Annotated in this window: 20 protein-coding genes; 9 read left to right on the top strand and 11 right to left on the bottom strand. The window is 52.0% G+C overall.

Annotation, left to right across the window (positions count from 1 at the left end; genetic code table 11):
- The first annotated feature begins 99 nt into the window (after positions 1–99).
- Positions 100–1761, top strand: coding sequence for an AsmA family protein (locus ACI2J2_RS23045; protein ID WP_265556777.1), 1662 nt, complete (start codon positions 100–102; stop codon positions 1759–1761).
- A gap of 44 nt (positions 1762–1805) precedes the next feature.
- On the opposite strand, the gene fabY is transcribed toward ACI2J2_RS23045, so the two are convergent.
- From fabY to typA, 5 genes are all read right to left on the bottom strand, one after another.
- Entirely contained in the window at positions 1806–2753 is a 948-nt protein-coding gene (fabY, locus tag ACI2J2_RS23040) for a fatty acid biosynthesis protein FabY (RefSeq protein WP_209640176.1), read from the bottom strand.
- A gap of 23 nt (positions 2754–2776) precedes the next feature.
- Complete coding sequence (gene dtd / locus ACI2J2_RS23035; RefSeq protein ID WP_209640179.1) at positions 2777–3214, bottom strand: D-aminoacyl-tRNA deacylase; 438 nt, start codon at positions 3212–3214, stop codon at positions 2777–2779.
- Positions 3211–4101, bottom strand: a complete 891-nt coding sequence (locus ACI2J2_RS23030; RefSeq protein WP_209640182.1) for a virulence factor BrkB family protein — start codon at positions 4099–4101, stop codon at positions 3211–3213. Before ACI2J2_RS23030 ends, dtd begins: the two co-directional genes overlap by 4 nt.
- A gap of 176 nt (positions 4102–4277) precedes the next feature.
- Entirely contained in the window at positions 4278–4868 is a 591-nt protein-coding gene (yihX, locus tag ACI2J2_RS23025; RefSeq protein ID WP_209640185.1) for a glucose-1-phosphatase, read from the bottom strand.
- A gap of 164 nt (positions 4869–5032) precedes the next feature.
- Positions 5033–6856: a ribosome-dependent GTPase TypA gene (typA, locus tag ACI2J2_RS23020; protein ID WP_037421790.1), complete on the bottom strand. Its 1824-nt coding sequence runs from the start codon at positions 6854–6856 to the stop codon at positions 5033–5035.
- A 370-nt stretch (positions 6857–7226) separates the two neighbouring features.
- On the opposite strand from typA, the gene glnA reads away from it, so the two are divergent.
- The 4 genes from glnA to ACI2J2_RS23000 all read left to right on the top strand — a co-directional run bounded on the left by glnA (position 7227) and on the right by ACI2J2_RS23000 (position 11651).
- Positions 7227–8636 carry a glutamate--ammonia ligase gene (gene glnA / locus ACI2J2_RS23015; RefSeq protein ID WP_020837667.1) on the top strand — a complete coding sequence of 470 codons (1410 nt, stop codon included), beginning with the start codon at positions 7227–7229 and terminating at the stop codon, positions 8634–8636.
- A gap of 308 nt (positions 8637–8944) precedes the next feature.
- Positions 8945–9994 carry a nitrogen regulation protein NR(II) gene (gene glnL / locus ACI2J2_RS23010; RefSeq protein WP_265556779.1) on the top strand — a complete coding sequence of 350 codons (1050 nt, stop codon included), beginning with the start codon at positions 8945–8947 and terminating at the stop codon, positions 9992–9994.
- Between the two features lie 8 nt (positions 9995–10002).
- On the top strand, positions 10003–11415 hold the full coding sequence (gene glnG / locus ACI2J2_RS23005) for a nitrogen regulation protein NR(I) (RefSeq protein WP_265556780.1): 1413 nt from the start codon (positions 10003–10005) through the stop codon (positions 11413–11415).
- Between the two features lie 113 nt (positions 11416–11528).
- Positions 11529–11651 (top strand): YshB family small membrane protein, encoded by a 123-nt coding sequence (locus ACI2J2_RS23000; protein WP_209640194.1) that lies wholly within the window; start codon positions 11529–11531, stop codon positions 11649–11651.
- Between the two features lie 47 nt (positions 11652–11698).
- Here ACI2J2_RS23000 and hemN read toward each other — a convergent pair whose 3' ends face one another.
- Both hemN and yihI read right to left on the bottom strand, forming a co-directional pair.
- Positions 11699–13072, bottom strand: a complete 1374-nt coding sequence (gene hemN / locus ACI2J2_RS22995) for an oxygen-independent coproporphyrinogen III oxidase (protein ID WP_402322230.1) — start codon at positions 13070–13072, stop codon at positions 11699–11701.
- A 182-nt stretch (positions 13073–13254) separates the two neighbouring features.
- On the bottom strand, positions 13255–13809 hold the full coding sequence (gene yihI, locus ACI2J2_RS22990) for a Der GTPase-activating protein YihI (protein ID WP_265556782.1): 555 nt from the start codon (positions 13807–13809) through the stop codon (positions 13255–13257).
- 750 nt (positions 13810–14559) lie between these two features.
- On the opposite strand from yihI, the gene yihA reads away from it, so the two are divergent.
- Positions 14560–15210 (top strand): ribosome biogenesis GTP-binding protein YihA/YsxC, encoded by a 651-nt coding sequence (gene yihA, locus ACI2J2_RS22985; protein ID WP_404760919.1) that lies wholly within the window; start codon positions 14560–14562, stop codon positions 15208–15210.
- A 534-nt stretch (positions 15211–15744) separates the two neighbouring features.
- Here the strand turns inward: yihA and polA are convergent.
- Entirely contained in the window at positions 15745–18537 is a 2793-nt protein-coding gene (polA, locus tag ACI2J2_RS22980) for a DNA polymerase I (protein WP_402322237.1), read from the bottom strand.
- Positions 18538–19041: 504 nt separating this feature from the next.
- On the opposite strand from polA, the gene ACI2J2_RS22975 reads away from it, so the two are divergent.
- Positions 19042–19932: an acyltransferase gene (locus ACI2J2_RS22975; RefSeq protein ID WP_209640209.1), complete on the top strand. Its 891-nt coding sequence runs from the start codon at positions 19042–19044 to the stop codon at positions 19930–19932.
- Positions 19933–19978: 46 nt separating this feature from the next.
- Here the strand turns inward: ACI2J2_RS22975 and dsbA are convergent, their stop codons facing one another.
- The 3 genes from dsbA to ACI2J2_RS22960 all read right to left on the bottom strand — a co-directional run bounded on the left by dsbA (position 19979) and on the right by ACI2J2_RS22960 (position 21992).
- Positions 19979–20602 (bottom strand): thiol:disulfide interchange protein DsbA, encoded by a 624-nt coding sequence (gene dsbA, locus ACI2J2_RS22970; RefSeq protein ID WP_037421819.1) that lies wholly within the window; start codon positions 20600–20602, stop codon positions 19979–19981.
- Between the two features lie 29 nt (positions 20603–20631).
- Positions 20632–21618, bottom strand: a complete 987-nt coding sequence (locus tag ACI2J2_RS22965) for a serine/threonine protein kinase (protein ID WP_265556784.1) — start codon at positions 21616–21618, stop codon at positions 20632–20634.
- 104 nt (positions 21619–21722) lie between these two features.
- Positions 21723–21992 carry a YihD family protein gene (locus ACI2J2_RS22960; protein WP_265556785.1) on the bottom strand — a complete coding sequence of 90 codons (270 nt, stop codon included), beginning with the start codon at positions 21990–21992 and terminating at the stop codon, positions 21723–21725.
- Between the two features lie 152 nt (positions 21993–22144).
- On the opposite strand from ACI2J2_RS22960, the gene mobA reads away from it, so the two are divergent.
- Together mobA and mobB are read left to right on the top strand one after the other, a co-directional pair.
- Positions 22145–22738 (top strand): molybdenum cofactor guanylyltransferase MobA, encoded by a 594-nt coding sequence (gene mobA, locus ACI2J2_RS22955; protein ID WP_402322246.1) that lies wholly within the window; start codon positions 22145–22147, stop codon positions 22736–22738.
- Positions 22731–23249, top strand: coding sequence for a molybdopterin-guanine dinucleotide biosynthesis protein MobB (gene mobB, locus ACI2J2_RS22950; protein WP_209640223.1), 519 nt, complete (start codon positions 22731–22733; stop codon positions 23247–23249). The genes mobA and mobB overlap by 8 nt, the downstream gene beginning before the upstream one ends.
- Positions 23250–23354: the final 105 nt, after the last annotated feature.

The raw sequence follows: 23354 nt of genomic DNA, 5'->3' as shown, positions 1-23354 counted from the left end.
GCGGCCGTTTTTTATTGCCTATCAGACCATTGCACTTGAGATGCCCGGCTAATTACGGCATAAACAGGGTATCTTTTTTGACCGACGCGGATGTAGACGATGAAATTTATCGGGAAACTGTTGCTGACGTTGCTACTGCTGGTAGTGCTTGCCATTGCGTTGCTGTACGTCATCGGGCAAACCCGCTGGGCTGCCAGCTGGTTAAGCCGCTGGGTCAGCGATCACAGCGAATATCGCCTCTCGGTGACGAAGCTCTCCCACTCATGGAACCAACCGGGCCAAATCAGCCTGGAAGACATTCAGTTGGCGAAAAAGAATGGACCACAAGCGCTGGTCGCCAAACGTCTGGATCTCGGTCTCAGCCTGCGCCAAATTACCGAGCCCCGTTATTTCCATAGCGTCACGTTGCGCGACGGTACGCTTAACCTCCAACAGCAAGATGCAGCATTGCCACTACGGGCCGATGTATTGCAACTGAGCAATATGGCGCTGCAATCCAACGATGAAACCTGGCAGCTCAACGCGCAACAAGTCAATGCTGGCATCACACCATGGCAACCCAAAGCGGGCCACCCATTGGGTGAAGATAATCAGTTCCAGTTCAGTGCGGGCTCAATGACACTCAACGGCATCCCCGCCTCAAAAGTCTTGGTGCAGGGCGAACTTAAACAGAATCAGTTGCAGCTAAGCGACTTCGGTGCCGATCTGGCGCAAGGTGATTTGACGGGGGTAGCCACTCGGGGTGCCAACGGCAGTTGGCAGGTGGAACGACTGCGTCTGAGCGGCGTGCGTTTACAGACGCCACTCACACTGGAGCAGTTCTGGCAGCGCTTCACCGCCATGCCGCCAATCACACTTAAACGTTTTGATTTGATCGATGCGCGGCTGGAAGGAAAGGAGTGGGCATTCAACGATCTCGACCTGTCGCTGCAAAACGTCACCTTCCAACAAGGCGACTGGAGCAGCCCGGACGGCTCGCTCAACTTCAACGCCAGTGACCTGATCAACGGTGGCGTCCACCTGATTGATCCGATCATGAATATGCGACTCTCACCCGCTGGCATCGCTATTCAGCAGTTCACCACCCGCTGGGAAGGCGGGCTGTTGCGTACCTCCGGCAATTGGCTGCGTACCAACAACCGTCTGCAACTGGATGAAGTGGCTGTCGCCGCACTGGAGTACACCTTACCGAGTAACTGGCGTGCACTGTGGTTGCAACCGCTGCCACACTGGTTGGCAGAGGTATACGTCAGTAAGTTGACCACCAACCGCAATCTGATCATCGATATCAACCCTGCCTTCCCATTCCAGGTAACCGCACTGGACGGTTACGGCAGCAATCTGCTGTTAGCACGCGACCACCAATGGGGCATCTGGTCCGGTACACTCAACCTGAACGGCAGTGAGGCCACCTTCAATAAGATCGACGTTCGCCGTCCATCACTGGCTCTGAACGCCAATGACGGGCAGATCAACGTTACCGATCTCAGCGCTTTTATGCCGCAGGGGCTACTGGAAGCCAAAGCCACCATAGAACAGCTGCCGGGCAAACCCTTTGCGCTATCGCTGAATGGGCGTTCAGTACCGGTAAATACTCTGCAGCAATGGGGATGGCAACCTGTTCCACTGGAGGGTGACGGTAATCTGCAACTACAGTTGAAAGGCTTGTTGAACAGCGATGGACCGTTTAAGGCTTCATTGCAGGGCCATTTGCAAGCTACCGCCCGCGACGGCCAGACGGTTAACCAGCAACTGCCTTAATGGTTGATTGGCCCTCTCTGGGTTGCGTTGAGAGGGCCACAATATCAATTATCTATTGCCTCGCATCCCCCCTGATCCAGGGGCACTTCGGGTTCGGCAGGCAATACCATGTAAGTACCCTCAAACACCGCACCTCGGTCATCGTCACCAAACAGATGAACTTCTGCCTGTACGCGCGCACGACGACCGCGTGCCAAACGCGCCAGATCACCGCTCAATGAGCTAAGGTCCGCCACCGCTCGCGGTCGGCCGGTGATAGGTTTGCTGTAACGGATATGAGCATCCGCCAGAATAATGGTGCCACCCAGATGGCGTTCACGCAGTAACAACCAGATCAGCCCCCAGGCCGTCAGCGTAGCAAGGGAAAACAGGCTGCCGGCAAACAGCGTATGGTGCGGGTTCTGGTTGCCAATCTCTGGCATGGTGGTGACAAAACGCTGGCCAGTATATTGACTGATGCGCACCCCCATCTTCTCGCTAAGCGGAATATGATCGTACCAGGCTTGCTGCAACTGGCCGCACCAATCCGGGCGATGCAAAATATCGTCCAGCGTCGCCACGGGTTTAATCATCAGAAAGTGGCGAATCGGCGTGGTTTGCGGTGCGGTAATCTCACCCTGATTAACAAAGCCAAGTTTGGCAAAGAAATCCACCGCGTCCTCACGGGCGCTACAGACCACACGCTTCACGCTTTCCTGGCGCGCAACCGACTCCAGGGTCATGGCCACCAGCGTCCCCAAGCCTTTGTCCTGCACCGTGGGATCGACAGCCAGAAAACGAATGGCTGCCTCATTATCGGCGTTGATATACAACCGCCCGATAGCGACAATTTTACCGCCTTCGTCCACCACCATTTGGTGATGCGCCATGGCGTCATAGGCATCCTTTTCCGACCCCACCGGCTGGTGCAGCGGCTTGCGCAGCATTTCCCAGCGGAACTGGTAATAATCCTTCAGTTCTTGTTCTGTTACCGGTACTCGTAGGTGATACATAGACGCCTTCTCTCCCAACACTCTTAGACTTGAAGCCAAAACGTCACCGGCCCGTCATTCACCAGCGCGACTTTCATGTCGGCCGCAAATTCACCGGTTTGGGTTTCTATACCGCGCTCACGGCACTGGCCAACAAAATATTGGTATAACCGATCGGCTTCCTGCGGTACCGCACCGCGTGAGAAGCTCGGACGCATGCCCTTTTGCGTGTCCGCCACCAACGTGAACTGCGACACGACCAACAGGCTACCTCCTGCCTGTTGGACATTGAGATTCATCTTGTCGTTCTCATCGCCAAAGATGCGGTACCCCAACACACGTTCACACAGGCGCACGGCTTTCTGTTCGTTATCATCCTGCTCCACGCCCAATAACACTAACAAACCGGGGCCTATGTTGCCTACCGTCTGTCCATCGACCGTAACGCTGGCATTTAACACCCGTTGAATTAACGCAATCATAACTGCCCTTCTGGTGGCTGATCCTGTTGTTCCGCCTTCTGTTGGCGGTAGTCGCGGTATTCCCCTATTGTCACTGTGATTTCCGCGCCAAGTAACACGATACACCAGCTCCAGTAGACCCACAGGAATAAAATGGGGATCACGGCCAGCACGCCATAGATCAACTGATAAGACGGGAACATGGTGACATACAGGGCAAACCCCTTTTTGCCCAACTCAAACAGCAGCCCCGCGACCAGCGCGCCAATCAGCGCATCTTTAGGTGGCACGCGTACCGTCGGCACGATGCAATACAGCAGCCAGAACGATATCCACGACAGGATCAACGGGAAAATACGCAGCACCTGATCCACCAGGCTGTTGACCCCAGTCTGCGCCAACCAGTTGAGTGACAACAGATAAGAACTGATGGCCATGCTGGCGCCAACCAACAGTGGCCCCAGGGTTAGCACCATCCAATACACAGCAAAGGAGAAGACTATCGGCCGCTGGTTCTTGCTGCGCCAGATGGTGTTCAGCACGCTGTCTACCGAAGAAATCAGCAACAATGCAGTGACAATCAGCCCACAGGTACCGACGGCCGTCATCTTGTTGGAATTGGCGACAAACTGCTCCAAATAACTTTGAATGATATTGCCGGCAGCGGGCATAAAGTTAGAGAAGATAAAGCTTTTCAGTTGGACGCTAATGTCAGAGAACATCGGGAACGCGGCAAACAGCGCGAACACCACCGTCACAAGGGGTACCAGTGACAACAAAGAGACGTAAGCCAAGTGACCCGCCAGCATGGTAAGTCCATCACTGTCGACCCGTTTAATCAACAACCGCCCAAAGGTGACGCTAGGTTTGATCGCAGAAGGCAGCTTCTTACGGCGGAAAAATGACATGGGTACCCCTTGATGTCAGTTTTTTTACCCGATGGGTTTCAAGTTGCAGCCAGGCAGCAAGCGTAGGGATCCCCAGAGCCTTACCTTAATAAGTCACCGGGGTAAGTACGTGCAGCAAACAACGCTGCGGCTTGAAAGACGACAGGCATATACGCCTTAAGCTTAACGCTTCGTGGTCATTGGGCAAAATACGCAGGCACCACGTCACGATCGGTAACGTGTACGACCTTAATCCCTAGCGCTTCAGCCGCTGCCACATTCGCCTCCACGTCATCAAAAAATACGGCCTGATCGGGTGCAGTATTTTCTGCGTTGAGTACATGCAGATAGATGTTGGCATCCGGTTTACGCATGCCAATGTCCTGCGACAAGTACAGATGATCGGCAGCTTCAGCAACCTGAGGGTAGTGCTGTGGCCAATAGTTGCAGTGCAAACGGTTGGTATTTGACAAGACGACGACCCGATGGCCTTCACTGCGCAGGCGCTTCATGATGTCGATCACTTCCGGGCGCAGTGCAACAAACACCGCCTGCCAACCGGTAGCAAATTGTTCAAAACTGAGGGCGATACCCATTTCATCACTCAGCCGTTCAGCAAAGTCTTCGTCGCTGATCTCACCACGCTCATGCTGTTGGAACAGTTCACCCATAGTGAAACGCTCAGACAATACGGCCAGCGGCGTACCACTTAAATTGCTCCATACACCCAGTACACGTTTGAAATCGATATCGACGATCACATTACCTAAATCAAAGATATACAGCATAGTCCTCTCCTGATGGGCCGGTGAGATTTTACTGTAGCGGGAAAAACAGAGGCTGAATAGAGAGCAGGAGGAAAAGCGTATAGCACGCGGCAGAAATGAGAAAAGACAGAGGAAAAAACTCAGGGCGCTGGACGCGCCCTAAGTGTTGCAGACTAAATCAGCGATTAAGCGTCTTTAGGACCGCGGCTTGCACGTTTACGATCGTTTTCCGTCAGGTGACGCTTACGGATACGGATCGAGGTTGGCGTCACTTCTACCAGTTCGTCATCATCGATGAACTCCAGAGCTTGCTCCAGGGTCATCTTGATAGCTGGGACCAGGGTAGTTGCTTCGTCAGTACCAGAAGCACGCATGTTGGTCAGCTTCTTACCGGTCAAGCAGTTCACGGTCAGGTCGTTAGAACGTGAGTGAATACCGATGATCTGGCCTTCATACACTTCCGCACCGTGGCCCAGGAACAACTTGCCGCGATCTTGCAGACCAAACAGGGCGAATGCTACCGCTTTGCCTTGGCCGTTAGAGATCAGCACGCCGTTCTGGCGCTGGCCAACTTCACCCGGACGCACATCGTCGTAGTGGCTGAAGGTGGAGTACAGCAGACCGGTACCAGAGGTCATGGTCATGAACTCGTTACGGAAGCCAATCAAGCCACGGCTTGGGATCACGTAGTCGAGACGCACACGGCCTTTACCGTCTGGATCCATGTTTTTCAGGTCAGCTTTACGCTCACCCATGGCTTGCATGACTGAACCCTGGTGCTGTTCTTCGATGTCCAAGGTCACGTTCTCAAACGGCTCTTGTTTACGACCATCGATTTCACGGAAGATAACTTTCGGACGGGATACCGCCAGTTCGAAACCTTCACGACGCATGTTTTCGATCAGAACCGACAGGTGAAGTTCACCACGGCCAGATACGCGGAATGCGTCAGCATCTTCAGTTTCTTCAACACGCAACGCAACGTTGTGCACCAATTCCTTGTTCAGACGCTCAAGGATTTGACGTGAAGTCACGAACTTACCTTCTTTACCGCAGAAAGGTGAGGTGTTGACGTTGAAGAACATGGTTACGGTTGGCTCATCGACAGACAGCGCTGGCAGTGCTTCCACTGCAGAGGTGTCACAGATGGTGTCGGAAATGTTCAGCTCGCCCAGACCGGTGATAGCGATGATGTCGCCCGCTTCAGCCAGGGTCGACTCGATACGCTCCAGACCCATGTGGCCCAGCACTTTGCCCACTTTACCGCTGCGAGTTTTACCTTCGCTATCGATGATAGTGACCTGCTGGTTTGGCTTCACTTTACCGCGCTTGATACGGCCGATGCCGATCACGCCCAGGTAGTTGTTGTAGTCCAGCTGAGAGATCTGCATCTGGAACGGTGCTTCGAGCTCAACCTGCGGTGCAGACACGTGGTCCACGATCGCTTGATACAGCGGGGTCATGTCTTCCGCCATCTCATTGTGGTCAGTACCCGCGATCCCCATCAGTGCAGAAGCATAGATGATTGGGAAGTCGAGCTGCTCGTCGGTCGCGTCGAGGTTAACGAACAGGTCGAAGACCTGATCAACAACCCAATCAGGACGTGCGCCTGGACGGTCAACCTTGTTGATTACCACGATCGGCTTCAGACCATTAGCAAACGCTTTTTTGGTCACAAAGCGGGTTTGCGGCATTGGGCCATCCATTGCGTCCACAACCAGCAGCACCGAGTCAACCATTGACATCACACGCTCAACCTCACCGCCGAAGTCGGCGTGTCCTGGGGTATCCACGATGTTGATGCGGTAGTCTTTCCAATTAATGGCGGTGTTTTTTGCGAGGATGGTAATCCCACGCTCTTTCTCCAAATCGTTGGAGTCCATTACGCGTTCGGTGGCTTCTACACGCTCTCCGAAAGTACCGGATTGTTGCAGCAGCTTATCAACCAGGGTGGTTTTACCATGGTCAACGTGGGCAATAATGGCGATGTTACGCAAATTTTCGATCACAGCTTTGCCTCAGGCATTAGAAATAGCGCGCTATTGTACACGTATTAAGCGAGGGACTAAACAAGATCACAACAGTCTCTTATAAACAACTGTGTACAGGTCAGTATGTGATCCCTTTCACGGTGCAAAAAGCATCATCTGGTGCACTTTTGCACCATTACAGTGCCCCACCTCGCACTGATTGCACCATTTAAGTGCAATACGTCACTAATGGTGCATACTCATTCTGTGCAAAACCCGCACAGAAAGGCGTTTAACACGCTTTCGCAAAGTTGGCACAGTTTTCGCTTTAGTCTTTTCAAGGCAAAAAAAGCCAGTTTCACAGATTCGTTCCACGACGACGACAATGATAAATCCGGGAGAGTTAAGTATGTCCGCTGAACACGTTTTGACGATGCTGAATGAGCATGAAGTGAAATTCGTAGACCTGCGTTTCACTGACACCAAGGGTAAAGAACAACACGTCACCATCCCTGCTCACCAGGTGAATGCCGACTTCTTCGAAGAAGGTAAAATGTTTGACGGCTCCTCGATCGGCGGTTGGAAAGGTATCAACGAATCTGACATGGTGCTGATGCCAGACGCCAGCACGGCGGTATTGGACCCGTTCTTCGAAGAATCTACCCTGATTATTCGTTGCGACATCCTTGAGCCAGGCACCATGCAAGGCTATGACCGTGACCCACGCTCCATTTCCAAGCGTGCAGAAGACTTCCTGCGTTCATCCGGCATTGCGGACACCGTATTGTTCGGGCCAGAGCCAGAATTCTTCCTGTTCGATGACATTCGTTTCGGCAGCAGCATCCGTGGTTCCCACGTGGCTATCGACGATATCGAAGGCGCATGGAACTCAGGCACCCAATACGATGGCGGCAACAAAGGCCACCGTCCGGCAGTGAAAGGCGGCTACTTCCCAGTTCCTCCGGTCGACTCTTCACAAGACATCCGTTCTACCATGTGTTTGACCATGGAAGAAATGGGTCTGGTTGTTGAAGCGCACCACCATGAAGTGGCAACTGCAGGTCAGAACGAAGTGGCAACCCGCTTCAACACCATGACCAAAAAAGCTGACGAAATCCAAATCTACAAATACGTGGTTCACAACGTGGCTCACGCATTTGGTAAAACAGCGACCTTCATGCCGAAGCCAATGTTCGGTGATAACGGTTCTGGTATGCACTGCCACATGTCTCTGTCCAAGAACGGCACGAACCTGTTCGCTGGCGACAAATACGGCGGCCTGTCTGAAACTGCCCTGTTCTATATCGGCGGTATCATCAAGCATGCTAAAGCAATCAATGCCCTGGCCAACCCGACCACCAACTCTTACAAGCGTCTGGTCCCAGGCTACGAAGCCCCGGTCATGCTGGCTTACTCAGCCCGTAACCGCTCCGCTTCTATCCGTATTCCGGTAGTAGCTAGCCCGAAAGCGCGTCGTATCGAAGCTCGCTTCCCGGATCCAGCAGCTAACCCATACCTGTGCTTCGCAGCTCTGCTGATGGCAGGCCTGGACGGTGTGATTAATAAAATCCACCCTGGCGATGCCATGGACAAAAACCTGTATGACCTGCCACCGGAAGAAGAAGCTGAAATTCCAAAAGTTGCAGGCTCCCTGGATGAAGCGCTGGCTGCATTAAGCGAAGACCGCGAGTTCCTGACCCGTGGCGGCGTCTTCACCGACGACGCGATCGACGCTTATATCGACCTGCGTAAAGAAGAAATGGATCGTGTTCGCATGACGCCACACCCGGTTGAATTCGAACTCTACTACAGCGTTTAAGTTTTACCGCGCCGTCTGCGGACGGCGCCCAGATTTAGTTGTCTTTTTTGTTGCCGTGGAAACTTTCTGCCCATCTTCGGATGGGTTTTTTTCTCCACCATATTTTCTGCAAAACTATTCCATACCGCGTACATGACGGATGGAGTAGGATAAATGCACTAAAAAGGTGCAGTCGTCTGCTATGCCCAATGAATTTCAAGGTGCAGCTAGGCGGCAACCGAGCCAACCGACAGGAGCTTGGTCTGCCAAGTGACTGGTGTGAGTAAGAGCAGCCAACAACGCTGCGTCTTGAAAGATGAAGGGCATATATGGCAACTGGCAAGCTGCCCGACGCAGGGCAGATCCTCAATTCGCTCATTAACAGCATTCTGCTGTTGGATGACTCACTGGCGGTTCATTACGCCAATCCGGCAGCACAACAACTGCTGGCACAGAGCTCCCGTAAACTTTTCGGTACGCCGTTACCCGATCTGCTCGGCTACTTCTCACTGAACGTCGATTTGATGCGTGAGAGCCTGCACGCCGGTCAGGGCTTTACCGATAACGAAGTGACCCTGGTGGTTGACGGGCGTGCGCACATCCTCTCTTTGACCGCCCAGGCGCTGCCTGAAGGCTACATCTTGGTCGAGCTGGCGCCGATGGATAACCAACGCCGCCTGAGTCAGGAACAGTTACAGCACGCACAACAAGTTGCAGCGCGTGATTTAGTCCGTGGTCTGGCACACGAGATCAAAAACCCATTGGGTGGTTTACGGGGCGCGGCGCAGTTGCTGGCCAAGGCGCTGCCTGATCCATCACTGACCGAATACACCAAGGTCATCATTGAACAGGCCGACCGCCTGCGCAACCTGGTTGATCGCCTGCTGGGCCCACAACGGCCTGGCCAGCACATTACCCAAAGTATTCATCAGGTCGCAGAACGCGTTTGCCAACTGGTGGCTCTCGAGAAACCCGATAACGTGACGCTGGTCCGTGATTACGACCCCAGCCTGCCAGAAATGGCACACGATCCGGATCAAATCGAACAGGTTCTGCTGAACATTACCCGTAACGCTCTGCAGGCACTGGGGCCGGCTGGCGGCACCATCACGCTGCGTACCCGCACCGCGTTCCAGATCACCCTGCATGGCAGTCGTTACCGGCTGGCAGCACGTATCGATATAGAGGATGACGGCCCCGGCGTGCCGGCGCAGTTACAAGACACGCTGTTTTACCCAATGGTCAGTGGCCGCGAAGGCGGAACCGGCTTGGGTTTATCCATCGCCCGTAATCTTATTGATCAACATTGCGGAAAAATTGAATTTAACAGTTGGCCAGGACATACCGAATTCTCGGTGTACCTGCCTATTCGTCAGTGAGGTTTTCTATGCAACGAGGGATAGTCTGGATCGTCGATGACGATAGCTCCATCCGCTGGGTGCTTGAACGCGCACTCACTGGGGCGGGTGTGAGCTGCGTGACCTTCGAGAGTGGCAATGAGGTGTTGGAAGCCCTGTCCACGCAAACACCTGACGTGTTGCTGTCTGACATCCGCATGCCCGGCATGGATGGTCTTGCATTACTCAAGCAGATAAAGCAGCGCCACCCTATGCTTCCGGTCATCATAATGACGGCACATTCGGATTTGGACGCCGCTGTCAGCGCATATCAACAAGGGGCATTTGATTACCTGCCAAAACCTTTTGATATCGATGAAGCTGTCGCACTGGTCGAACGTGCTATCAGTCATTATCAGGAACAACAACAGCCGGCGCGCAGCCAGCCGGCTAACGATCCGGTAGCGGATATTATCGGCGAAGCCCCGGCAATGCAGGATGTGTTCCGTATTATCGGACGTCTATCACGCTCGTCGATCAGCGTGTTGATCAACGGTGAATCCGGCACAGGTAAAGAACTGGTGGCTCATGCTCTGCACCGCCACAGCCCGCGCGTCAAATCGCCTTTTATCGCATTAAATATGGCCGCTATTCCCAAAGATCTGATCGAATCTGAACTGTTCGGTCACGAAAAGGGGGCCTTTACCGGTGCCAATCAGATCCGTCAGGGCCGCTTTGAGCAGGCTGACGGCGGAACCTTGTTCCTGGATGAAATCGGCGATATGCCGCTGGATGTTCAAACCCGTTTGCTGCGGGTACTGGCAGATGGCCAATTCTATCGGGTCGGCGGTTATGCCCCGGTTAAGGTAGACGTTCGTATCATCGCCGCGACACACCAGAACCTGGAATTACGCGTACAAGAAGGCAAATTCCGTGAGGATCTGTTCCATCGTCTCAATGTGATACGTGTACACCTGCCGCCATTGCGTGAGCGCCGTGAGGACATTCCGCGCCTGGCGCGCTACTTCCTGCAGGTGGCAGCAAAAGAGCTGGGCGTTGAGGCGAAGAATTTGCATCCAGAGACCGAAACGGCTCTGACTCGTCTGCCGTGGCCAGGCAACGTGCGTCAATTGGAGAACACCTGCCGCTGGTTAACCGTAATGGCCGCCGGGCAAGAGGTGCTGATTCAGGATCTGCCGAGTGAGTTGTTTGAGACCTCTGCGCCAGAAACCACCAGCCACAGTCTGCCAGACAGCTGGGCCACATTGCTGGCACAGTGGGCCGACCGCGCACTGCGCTCCGGTCATCAAAACTTGCTGTCAGAAGCACAGCCTGAAATGGAACGCACGCTGCTCACCACGGCACTGCGTCATACCCAAGGGCATAAGCAGGAGGCCGCACGTTTGCTGGGCTGGGGCCGCAATACGTTAACGCGTAAATTAAAAGAGTTGGGAATGGAATAGTTTGCGTGATTGATTATAGAAAACGCAATCTGGCGCACAAAAAAACCGCTATGTCAGACTTTACAGCCAGTAAGGCAGCAGTATGATCGAAGCGCACACTCTGGAGGCTCTCGATGCTGGACTCATTTGTCGCATTCATTTCCCAAGGTGCAGCGCTTGGCTCCGCTGCCAGCCACACGCCACAGGCAGCCGTGGCTGCGGTGCTGTGCGCAGCACTGATTAATTTTTTGAGTTAAATAGTTAATCGAAAAAACAGCCGCTAATGCGGCTGTTTTTTTATTCCTCAAATAACCCGAGAGAATTGCTGCGTGCGCGCCTGCTGACGCAGGTAGATATCAAAGCACATGCAGATATTGCGGATCAGTAACCGGCCACGTGGCGTAACACGGATACCCTGCTCGTTGCGTTCCACCAACCCGTCACGTTCAAACGGCGCCAGCAGTTGCAAATCTTCAGCAAAATAGCTGGCGAAGCTGATGCCGAACGGCTGTTCTATTGCCAGGTAGTCCAGCTTAAAGTTACAAATCAACGTTTTGATCACCTCACGCCGCAAACAATCGTCTTCCGTCATAGCCAGGCCGCGCCACAGTGCATTGCCCTGCGCTTCAACGCGGCTGTAATAGGTTTTCAGCTCTTTCTGGTTCTGCGCATAGCTGTCACCCAGCATGCTGATGGCCGAAACCCCAAGCCCCAGGAGATCACTGTCGCCCTGGGTGGTATACCCCTGGAAATTACGGTGCAGCTTTCCTTCACGTTGCGCCACCGCCAGTTCATCATCTGGGCGTGCAAAGTGGTCCATGCCAATAAACTGGTAACCCGATTCGGTCAGGGAGGCGATGGTCTGTTGCAGGATATCCAGCTTCTGCTGTGCCGTCGGCAAATCCACGTCTTTGATTTTGCGCTGGGCCGCGAATAAATTCGGCATATGAGCGTAGTTAAATACGCTCAGACGATCCGGATTTAGCTCTGCCACCCGCTGCAGGGTGTAAGCAAAGCTCTCTGGTGTCTGCTTTGGCAATCCATAGATCAGATCGATATTGGTGGAATTAAAGCCTAGCGCTTTGGCGCGGGCAATCAGCGCAAAGATGAAGGCTTCATCCTGCTCGCGGTTCACCAACCGCTGCACGTCTTTATTGAAGTCCTGCACACCCATGCTCAGACGGTTAAAGCCCTCGCTGCGTAAATGATCGAGCACATCCAGCTCAATCTCACGCGGATCGACTTCGATCGACATTTCAAGATCGGGGAGAAAATCAAAGTGTTGCCGTAACAGCGCTACCAGCGTGCTGATTTGCGTTTTGCTTAGGTAGGTCGGTGTGCCGCCGCCCCAGTGTAACTGGCCAACCTTACGCCCGGCAAACAGGGGGGCGCGCTGGGCGATCTCCTGTGCCAGCACCGCCAGATACTCATCCGCCTTGTGTGTCTGACGCGTCACCAGCTTATTACAGCCACAGAAATAGCAGAGCTTGTGGCAGAAAGGGATATGTACATACAGCGACAGAGAGCGCTCAGGATAACGCACCGCGGCGCGTTGAAACGCCGCTTCGTCGTAGTCCTGGTTAAACTCCAGCGCTGTGGGGTATGAGGTGTAACGCGGCCCTGAATAGTTATATTTCTGGATCAGGGCCAGATCCCAGACAATTGCCTGTTCTGACATGCTCACTCCTTCCGATATTTTTTCCTACCGGGCCGGGAAATGGGCAGTTGTCTACGCTGTCTGGCCGCGGAAGCGCTGCGGTAACGTGATTTACGTTTAGACAGCCGCCATAGTTTACCGAATAACCACAGCAGATAACACATCAAGAGTAGGGCTATTGTCAGGATCAACCACATGACGCGTTAAATTACGTCTTTTGGGTTACCGCCTTTCAGCAGTTTCAGGATATCTTCCCGCTTCTCTTCTTCTTCTTCTTCATCGTCGTCGCCCAACTCAATACCCAGCTGCTCCATCAGGGCATCGATACGGTCCAGTGTCTGATCAACGTAGGACTGATCTTCAGCATTCAGCGTCTCACCGTCATCAATGCGATCCAGCAGTGCATCCAGACGCTCATCATTTTCCAACTTCGCCAGTTCTTCTTCCGGCGACAGACGAGGTTTAGGTTTCGCTTCAGCTTTTGGTTTTGCCTGCGGTTTGGCTTTTGGCTGGGCTTCAACCACCAGCGCTACCGGCACTTTACTGCCAATGCGCGGATCTTTGGTTTCTGCCCCTGCTTTATTTTTCGTCTTCGCGGACTCAACCTGGGTGCGAGAACCGGAAGCAAGACCACGGCGTTTTTTTGCACGCTTGCGTTCACGGGCTTCCTGATCGAGCTCCACACGGCTTTTCTTTTTGGTTTTCGACGTCGCCGCGCTGCTGCGTGGGGCGCGAGGTGCTTTTGATGGCTGGTTCATAGCGTATGCTCTTAGGTATGTAGATTCAGTATAGAGATAGATGCTATACGATTGCGGCGGAATCTAGCAGAAAGCGAACAAAGAAAAAAGGCGGCAGGTTAAACCCGCCGCCTATTTACCCCTTCTTTCGAAGGATATTCCTGCTACGCGATCCCTGCGCACACTCAACATCCTGGTCTTTCCTTTTGCTATAACCGCATTCCCTGCCACACTACATCCTTCATCCTGAAAGGAAAATCGTCCATGGCGCAATCCGTACGCATTCGCTCATCCTGAGCGTGCTTCCTGCTGGCATCCCAATTGCAGTGACTTCACCATCCTTGTGCTATTTGCATATTCAGATGCAAACAGATCAATTCCTTCTGTGTTCTTCCTGGTACTCATCAGCACGCCCCGTGCTCTCCATGAGATTTATCACCCTTCCTGGATGTTCCTTAATCCGGCACAGCCTTGTGCTAAAAGCTACTTTACGCGATCAACGCTTACGCTCAAGGCATCTGCCGTGTAATTGGCATATCGAAGAATGCAGCAGATAATTAACTTTTTGTTTTTTAATTAAAATAAAAAAAACAGCTTTCGAATAAAGCGACATTACCCACTATTCGAATGGCGAATGTCTCACACGTGTGAGCAGGCCCCACAGCCATGCCCTGCTAGCTTGGCGCTTAAAAACAGAGAAACACACCATTTTTACCGCTGATGCAGTTATAATCGCCAACCAGTTAGCCATCCTCACGGAGACGAAAAATTTTGACCAGCAAGAATTACAATTACCATGTGACCCATTTCGTCACCAGTGCGCCCGATATTCGCCACCTGCCGGGGGATGAAGGTATTGAAGTCGCGTTCGCCGGCCGTTCCAACGCCGGTAAATCCAGCGCGTTAAATACACTGACCAACCAGAAAAGCCTGGCGCGTACCAGTAAAACGCCGGGACGTACGCAGTTGATCAACCTGTTCGAGGTTGAAGAAGGCATTCGCCTCGTCGACCTGCCCGGCTACGGCTACGCGGAAGTGCCTGAAGAAATGAAACGCAAATGGCAGCGTGCTTTGGGTGAATACTTACAAATGCGCAACTGCCTGAAAGGTCTGGTGGTGCTGATGGATATCCGTCACCCATTAAAAGACCTCGACCAGCAGATGATTCAGTGGGCCGTCGATGTAGGCACTCCGGTACTGGTTCTGCTGACCAAGGCAGACAAGTTGGCATCCGGTGCGCGTAAGGCACAACTCAATATGGTACGTGAAGCCGTCGTGCCATTTATGGGCAATATCCAGGTTGAAGCTTTCTCTTCACCGAAAAAAATCGGCGTCGACAAGCTGAGCCAAAAACTGAATACCTGGTTTAACGAGATCCCACCGGAAGTGCTGCCAGAAGATGACGACACCGCTGGCGAATAAAATACCGCAGGTACCGCAATAGCCGATGTGAAAACACATCGGCTTTTTTTATGCTCAAAAACCTGTGAGCTCAGGCATTTTTCGTTATCTAATTACAGTTATGACCAAAAGCCATCATAAATTCTTATAGCGATTTAATGTGAAGAGTAAGAAAAACGGGCAATTACAGAAGATTTGTTGAAGCAGAATAGGGTGAGGGAGATAAGAGAAAACGATGGTTTTACTTTGTTTTTACAATAAAAAACGCCCCAGTCAATACTGACTGGGGCGGCTAAATATTCAGCCAAATCCGATTACGTGAAGTAAAAGGTCTGAAAGATAGAACATCTTACCTCTGTACCCTACGCGAGTAACTTTACATGATTTTTTCGCAGTGCAAAAGAATTTTTTGTAGTTTACTTACACAGTTTAGCGCGTAATAACGGCGAGGTTGGAGAAACAATCGCCGTATCTTGTAGCTTAATTACAAAAACTGCTTAGGTTATCGCCAGTTAGCAGATCCAAGGTGGATATGGCTGGCGAACCTCAACATGATCAGTGGGCTTCATCCCAGTTAGCACCCACGCCTACGTCCACCTTCAGCGGCACTGCCAGCATCATGCTATTTTCCATCAGCTCGCGAATATGCTGGCTGGATTCTTCAATCACCGACTCATGCACCTCAAACACCAATTCATCGTGTACCTGCATGATCATACGTACCAGCGGTTTCTCTTGGGCTTGCAACCAGGCATCCACTTCAATCATCGCGCGTTTGATAATATCCGCGGCGGTCCCCTGCATTGGGGCGTTAATCGCCGCGCGCTCCGCCGCCTTACGACGCATGCCGTTGCTGGAGTTTACGTCTGGCAGATACAGCCGGCGACCATCCAGCGTACTGACGTAACCCTGACTGGCCGCCTGTTGGCGAGTACGCTCCATGTAGTCCAGTACACCTGGATAGCGCTCAAAGTAGAGATCCATGTAACGCTGAGCTTCACCACGAGGGATCCCTAACTGACGCGCCAGACCAAATGCGCTCATCCCATAAATCAGGCCAAAGTTAATCGCCTTCGCACTGCGGCGCTGTTCGTTAGTCACTTTGTCGAGTGGCAGGCCAAACACCTCTGCGGCGGTGGCACGGTGGATGTCCTCGCCAGCCGCAAAAGCCTTCAGTAACCCTTCATCCTGAGACAAATGGGCCATAATGCGCAGTTCAATCTGAGAATAGTCGGCAGCAACGATACGGTAACCTTCTGGGGCAATAAATGCCTGACGGATGCGGCGCCCTTCGTCGTTACGCACCGGAATATTCTGCAGGTTCGGATCACTGGAAGATAGCCGCCCTGTCGCCGTCACCGCTTGATGATAGGAAGTATGCACGCGCCCACTGACCGGGTTGATCATCAGTGGCAATTTATCGGTATAGGTCGTTTTCAGTTTTGCCAACCCACGGTATTCCAGAATCACCTTCGGTAACGGGTAATCCAGTGCCAATTCAGCCAATACTTCTTCGTTGGTCGACGGCGCACCACCCGGGGTTTTCTTTAATACCGGCAGCTTTTGTTTTTCGTACAAAATGGCCTGCAACTGTTTGGTCGACGCCAGGTTGAATGGCTCTTCCGCCAGTTCATGGGCTTGAATCTCTAATTCAGCCAAGCGCTTGGTCAGTTCGATAGAATGCGTAGCCAAAATACTCTGATCAATCAGCACCCCGGTCCGTTCTATATGTGATAACACCGGCAACAGCGGCATTTCTATCTCATTGAATACCGTCAACAGTTCGGCGCTTTCCTGCAACTGTGGCCACATTGCCAAATGCAACTGCAGCGTGACGTCGGCATCTTCGGCAGCGTAAGGTGCCGCCTGCTCCAATGCGATTTGATTGAAGGTAAGTTGTTTTTTGCCCTTACCGGCAATCTCTTCGAAGGTCACAGTTTTATGACCAAGATAGCGATCGGACAAGCTGTCCATGTCGTGACGGCCTCCCACGCTGTCCAGCACGTAGGATTCCAGCATGGTGTCGAAGGCAATGCCACGCAGACTGATGTCATAACGTGCCAACAGGCCCATATCAAACTTCAGGTTTTGCCCGACCTTCAGCGCTTTCTCATCTTCCAGTAACGGCTTCAGAGTGGCCAACACATGGTCGCGGTCCAACTGCACTGGCGCATCAAGATAGTCATGCGCCACGGGCAGATAAGCCGCTTCACCCGGGGCAAGAGCAAACGACAGGCCGATCAGATTTGCGGTCAGTGTGTCCAGGCCATCGGTTTCAGTATCAAAGGCAAACACGTCAGCTTTTTTAAGTTTTTCCAACCACTCGGCGAACGTGTCTTCATCCAAAATGGTGACATAGCCCTCTTGCGACAACGTCGCTTCGGCAGGCTCTTTTTCAACTGCCGCAATGGCCTTTGGCGCACTGGCGGCTTTCACGCCAGTCCCCTTTTTACCTTCCAGCCAGATACCGGCCTCAACATCTGCCAGCCAGCGTTTAAATTCGTACTGTTTGAACAACTGTTGCAACGCGTCTACGTCTAACGAAGACACTTCGAGATCGGCGCAGGTGAGATCCAGTTCGACGTCAGTCTTGATGGTCGCTAACTTGTAGGAGAGGTAGGCCATCTCTTTGTGTTGTTCCAGCTTGGCCGCCATCGTCTTGGCGCCACGGAAACTGAGCGTCGCAATACTGTCCAGATTGGCATACAGTACATCCAGCCCACCAAGTCCCTGCAACAGCCCCTGAGCCGTTTTCTCGCCCACACCAGGCACACCAGGTATATTATCCGAGGCATCCCCCATCAGCGCCAGGAAGTCGATGATCAACTCTGGAGGAATGCCATACTTGTCGCACACTTCCTGTGGGCCGAGGATCGTATTGTTCATTGTGTTGATCAGGGTGACATTCGGTGTGACCAGCTGCGCCATGTCTTTATCGCCGGTGCTGATCAGCACCGCATGACCCGCTTTTTCGGCTTGCTGTGCCAGCGTACCTATCACGTCGTCTGCTTCCACGCCAGGCGTGACCAGCAGCGGTAACCCCATGGCCTTAACCATTTTGTGCAGCGGCTCAATTTGCGCGCGCAGATCGTCCGGCATCGGTGGCCGGTGCGATTTATATTCTGCGAAGAGCTCATCGCGGAAAGTTTTTCCTTTCGCATCAAACACCACCGCAACATGGCTTGGCTGATACTGCAACAGCAGGCTGCGCAGCATATTCAGCACGCCGTACATTGCCCCGGTCGGTTCACCCGCAGAGTTAGTCAGCGGAGGGAAGGCATGATAAGCGCGGTAGAGGTACGAGGAACCGTCAACCAGGATTAATGGGTTTTCTGCAATCTGGGCCATAGCGTTACTTTATCTTTATCGTGATCGGACATAGCGGTAAGAATGCCATAGCTGGCCGCCTGAGACGAACCTTAGCGTGCATTAAGGATAAAAATCATGTGATTCTGCGAAGCGATCCGCAAGATCCTACCTGTGGATAACTTTGTGCATAGAAAAGACAATAAATTATAACGATGCGTTTATCGTTATAATGGGAAATAAAATTCCTATTTAAATCACTGCGTTAAATGGCGCTATTTTCGTTAGGAGTGATTATCGACTTTTACACGATTTGTGGATATAACTTGCACTCAATTTTAATCGCACTATTCATCAAATTTGGCGCCTCAATTACCATAGCACAAGATGAAAAGGTTGCACGAAAACGCAGCAACTGCCTATTTCTTCCGCGATAAAACAGTTACGGTTAACAGGCACTTTCCCTCTTTAATTTCTGTTAAAATATTTTTTTGTTCATGCATACCGGCATGTAACGCTGTTCTCATCAACCGTCAGCCCATAACCATGCCAAGATTGTTATCCCCTGTTATTTTTATACTTTCTGCCCTGCTCGCCATTTTGGTGACCGTACTGTGTTCGATCCCAATCACACTGGCCGGCATCATTAAACTCCTGGTGCCCTTTCCTGCCGTGTGGAAACGCATCTCAGCCTTTGCCGATTTTATGATGTGGTGCTGGTGTGTAGGGTTGGCACTGCTATTGCGAATTAACGGGCAACTGCGTTGGGATATTGAAGGGCTGGAAGGGCTGCAACGTAAAAACTGGTATCTGCTGATCAGTAATCACGAAAGCTGGTCGGATATTGTGGTGCTCTGCGTGTTGTTCCGTAACCATATTCCCATGAATAAATACTTTCTTAAGCAACAGCTAGCCTGGGTACCCTTTGTCGGCCTGGCCTGCTGGGCGCTGGATATGCCATTCATGAAACGCTACTCGCGTGGCTATTTACTCAAGCACCCTGAAAAGCGCGGCAATGACATCGAAACCACACGCCGTTCTTGCGAGAAGTTTCGTAAACGTCCGACCACTATCGTCAATTTTGTAGAGGGTTCGCGTTTTACTGAAGCCAAGAAAATTAAAAGCAATTCCCCCTACCGCAATTTACTGGCCCCTAAAGCCGCAGGTATTGCTTTTACACTCAGTGCATTAGGTAAGCAGTTCGATAAAGTGTTAAACGTCACCCTACTTTATCCGGATAATACTGAGCGGCCGTTTATGGATATGTTATGCGGTCGATTGAAACGCATTGTGGTGAGAATTGAGCTGCTGCCAATCGATGAAACCCTGCATGGGGATTACTTCAACGACAAGCAGTTCAAGCGACGTTTCCAACTTTGGCTCAATACCCTGTGGCAGGACAAAGATCGCCTGCTTGATAAATTGAAGCGGCAATAGAGAAAAAAAAAGCCGGCTAAGCCGGCTTTTTAACGTTTAATCTCGGTTACTTCTGCTGGCTGAGGTATTTAACCACGTCGGCGAATTGCTTCACGTAAGCATCCATCGAACTGGTGTCCAGACCATCGTTTTTAACCATGTATTTACCGTTAACAAATACAGCCGGGACGCCACGCAGTTGCAGATCTTCTGCGGCTTTCTCCTGTTGAACCACCAGGGATTTAACTACGAAGCTGTTCAATGCTCCGTCATAATCCGCCGCACTCACACCTGCTTTCACAAATACATTGCGGATATCGTCCGGGGTTTGCACAGTTTGAGTCTTCTGCACCGCTTCAAACATCAACGGGCTGACTTTATCTTCCACGCCCAGCGCCATTGCAACGGCCCATGCCTGAGTCAGCTGTTTGCCCAGCGGCCCCAGGAACTCAACGTGGTATTTGGTCATTTTGGTGCCCGCAGGCAGTGCTTTTTTCACATTTTCAGAAACGTGATAAACCTGCTCAAACTGATAGCAATGCGGGCAATAGAAGGAAAAGAACTCCAGCACCTGAGGTTCACCGGTCACTGGCTTATCCAGGGTTACGTACTGAGTGCCATCGCTAAACTGCGCAGCCGAGGCACTAAATGCCATTACCATGCCAACGAGTGCCAACCATATTTTCTTCATAAGACTAAACTCTCCATTGTGTTAAAGCTTCAATACATTGGCATCAGCTGCAGAGGGGGTTCCTGCAACAGCTTAACCTGCTCGGTGAATGCCGTCGTCTGAGATAACCAGAAATCAGACTCCGCCATCCACGGAAAACTTTTAGGGAATGCAGGATCTTGCCAGCGGCGAGCGACCCATGCCAAGTAGTACAGCATACGCATCGCACGCAGCGGCTCGATCAACGCCAATTCACTTTGATCAAACTCGGCGAACTCTGAGTAAGCCTCCAGCAGAACATCTAACTGCATCAAGCGATCGCGACGTTCTCCGTGCAGCAGCATCCACAAATCCTGTATAGCCGGGCCATTACGTGCGTCATCAAGATCAACAAACAGCGGGCCATCACGCCACAGAATATTGCCTGGGTGGCAATCACCGTGCAAACGACGCGGCTGCCAGTCCAAATGCCAACACTGTTTAATCGCTTCAATCAGCGTATCGGCCGCTTTCAGAAAGCTTTCTCGCTGTGCCTTCGGCAACAGTTCACAACCAGCAAGTACCTCACGCGGTGCAGTCAGGTACTCTTCAATGCCCATTGTCGGGCGCTCAACAAACAGGCTTTCACTGCCCACCTGATGAATACGCCCAAGGAAACGCCCCACCCACTCCAGCTGATCGAGATTATCAATCTCATACTGCCGCCCCCCAACGCTGGGAAAGACAGTAAAAAAGAAACCGCTGTGCGTATGCAATGTTTGCCCTTGCAGGAGCAAAGGAGCAACTGCGGGGATCTCCGCCAGAGCAAGATCTTGGGCAAACTGGTGTTCTTCACCAATTTGCTTCGCGCTCCAGCGCTCGGGCCGGTAAAACTTCACCACATAGCGCTGACGATCTTCATCCATAAACTGATAGACGCGGTTCTCATAGCTATTGAGTGCGGTTAGCCCGGAGTCGACCCGCAGGCCAATCCCTTCCAGCGCGTCCATAATCAGGTCGGGCGACAGGGTCTGAAAATTAAAAGCAGAGTTGTTCATAACAACATTCGGTTTCTTTTGGTGACATCACTGTGCCGGGAATGAGAAATAGTAGCATTAATGACAGGCTTCACGAGCAACGGGTTCACCGTACCGCACGAATGTTAATCCTTTATCACGCCGCGGGCGCGCAGTAATGCTGTCTTAAAGTCTTCTTCGTAGTCTTTCTTCAGGCCAGGGATCTGCTCAGTGCCGGCGCTGCCGCGCATTTTCAGATGGTAGATCAGGATATCATCACTCAGTTCGTCCAGATTGCCCTGAAAACCGGCTTCCTTTGCCAGCTTTTGCAAAAACTGAATCAAGTTAAGATCCGGATCTTCCTGCCAAGCTGGCTGTAACAGCTCAATCAGCTCGTTTACGCGGTGCGTTTTCATCGCAATATCGTCCATTAGAATGAATAAACACACAAAGTAGCAGGCTTACCAACGCAGTGAAAGAACCAGCTTGTCAATAAAGGTAAATCCTGATGCCATACCGGCTTTAGCGCTACAATCAGGGCGTTAGCCATAAATTCGGAATAATAATTATGCACGAGGATATTACCGGCATTATTTTAGCCGGTGGGCGCGCAACACGTATGGGCGGGGCAGATAAAGGCCTGGTTCACGTTGCCGGCGTACCGCTATATCAATACGTACTTTCTCGGCTACGACCGCAAGTGGGCCACATAGCAATTAGCGCCAATCGCAATCAGATACGTTATCGGGAAAGCGGTCTGCCTGTCATCAGCGATCTGACAGCAGATTTTTCCGGGCCGCTAGCTGGCATGCTGGCAGGGCTAAAACACGCGACGACAGAGTGGGTCGCCTTTGTACCCTGCGACGTACCCGACTTTCCCACGACATTGGTTGAACAGCTCTGGCAGCAAAAGGGCCAGGCTTTGGCCGCCTATGCCAACGATGGGGAGCGGGCACATCCAACCCTGGCACTGCTGCACACCAGCCTGGTACCTCATTTAGCCGCTTATCTGGCACGCGGAGAACGCAAATTGATGTTGTTCCTGGATGCGGTAGGTGCAGGGAAAATAACCTTCGAAGGCCAGCAAGCGGCATTCCATAATTTGAATACTCAGGAAGATTGCCAGCGTTGGCTGCAGGAAAAAGGACTCACCAATGAATAATTCTTTTCCCCCGTTACTGGCTATTGCCGCTTACAGCGGAACAGGTAAAACCACACTGCTTAAGCAATTGATTCCTTTATTAAAGCAGCGGGAAATCCGTGTCGGACTGATAAAGCATACGCATCATGATATGGATGTGGATACGCCAGGAAAAGACAGTTATGAACTGCGCAAAGCCGGTGCCAATCAAACATTGGTCGCCAGCGATCGCCGTTGGGCATTAATGACCGAAACACCAGAACAGCCGCCCCTGGATCTTCAGTATCTGGCCAGTCGTTTTGATCGCACCAAGGTCGACCTCATTCTCGTCGAGGGGTTTAAACATGAGCCTGTCAGCAAGATCATTCTTTATCGTGAAGAGATAGGCAGACCACTTGAGGATATGTTGGATGAGTTTGTTATCGCCGTTGCCAGCGATCGGTTAATCACTGAAAAGGTTAGGTTGTTGGATCTCAATAACCCAGAATGTATTGCTGATTTCATCGTGGATTGGTTGAAAAGCGCAGCGTAGCTGCGTAATTTTTTTCTTTCGCACACAGCAAAAAGGCCATCCTTGCGGATGGCCTCTTGGCTTAATTGATGCCTGGCAGTGTCCTACTCTCGCATGGGGAGACCC

This window comes from Serratia sp. NPDC087055, from assembly GCF_044900985.1.
GTDB lineage: Bacteria > Pseudomonadota > Gammaproteobacteria > Enterobacterales > Enterobacteriaceae > Serratia.
This window is presented reverse-complemented; position numbering and strand designations above follow the sequence as displayed.

Bases quoted from the DNA above. Each gene is read 5' to 3' on its own strand.
- ACI2J2_RS23045 (WP_265556777.1), top strand. From the start codon at position 100: ATGAAATTTATCGGGAAACTGTTGCTGACGTTGCTACTGCTGGTAGTG.
- fabY (WP_209640176.1), bottom strand. From the start codon at position 2,753: ATGTATCACCTACGAGTACCGGTAACAGAACAAGAACTGAAGGATTAT.
- dtd (WP_209640179.1), bottom strand. From the start codon at position 3,214: ATGATTGCGTTAATTCAACGGGTGTTAAATGCCAGCGTTACGGTCGAT.
- ACI2J2_RS23030 (WP_209640182.1), bottom strand. From the start codon at position 4,101: ATGTCATTTTTCCGCCGTAAGAAGCTGCCTTCTGCGATCAAACCTAGC.
- yihX (WP_209640185.1), bottom strand. From the start codon at position 4,868: ATGCTGTATATCTTTGATTTAGGTAATGTGATCGTCGATATCGATTTC.
- glnA (WP_020837667.1), top strand. From the start codon at position 7,227: ATGTCCGCTGAACACGTTTTGACGATGCTGAATGAGCATGAAGTGAAA.
- glnL (WP_265556779.1), top strand. From the start codon at position 8,945: ATGGCAACTGGCAAGCTGCCCGACGCAGGGCAGATCCTCAATTCGCTC.
- glnG (WP_265556780.1), top strand. From the start codon at position 10,003: ATGCAACGAGGGATAGTCTGGATCGTCGATGACGATAGCTCCATCCGC.
- ACI2J2_RS23000 (WP_209640194.1), top strand. From the start codon at position 11,529: ATGCTGGACTCATTTGTCGCATTCATTTCCCAAGGTGCAGCGCTTGGC.
- hemN (WP_402322230.1), bottom strand. From the start codon at position 13,072: ATGTCAGAACAGGCAATTGTCTGGGATCTGGCCCTGATCCAGAAATAT.
- yihI (WP_265556782.1), bottom strand. From the start codon at position 13,809: ATGAACCAGCCATCAAAAGCACCTCGCGCCCCACGCAGCAGCGCGGCG.
- polA (WP_402322237.1), bottom strand. From the start codon at position 18,537: ATGGCCCAGATTGCAGAAAACCCATTAATCCTGGTTGACGGTTCCTCG.
- ACI2J2_RS22975 (WP_209640209.1), top strand. From the start codon at position 19,042: ATGCCAAGATTGTTATCCCCTGTTATTTTTATACTTTCTGCCCTGCTC.
- dsbA (WP_037421819.1), bottom strand. From the start codon at position 20,602: ATGAAGAAAATATGGTTGGCACTCGTTGGCATGGTAATGGCATTTAGT.
- ACI2J2_RS22965 (WP_265556784.1), bottom strand. From the start codon at position 21,618: ATGAACAACTCTGCTTTTAATTTTCAGACCCTGTCGCCCGACCTGATT.
- ACI2J2_RS22960 (WP_265556785.1), bottom strand. From the start codon at position 21,992: ATGAAAACGCACCGCGTAAACGAGCTGATTGAGCTGTTACAGCCAGCT.
- mobA (WP_402322246.1), top strand. From the start codon at position 22,145: ATGCACGAGGATATTACCGGCATTATTTTAGCCGGTGGGCGCGCAACA.
- mobB (WP_209640223.1), top strand. From the start codon at position 22,731: ATGAATAATTCTTTTCCCCCGTTACTGGCTATTGCCGCTTACAGCGGA.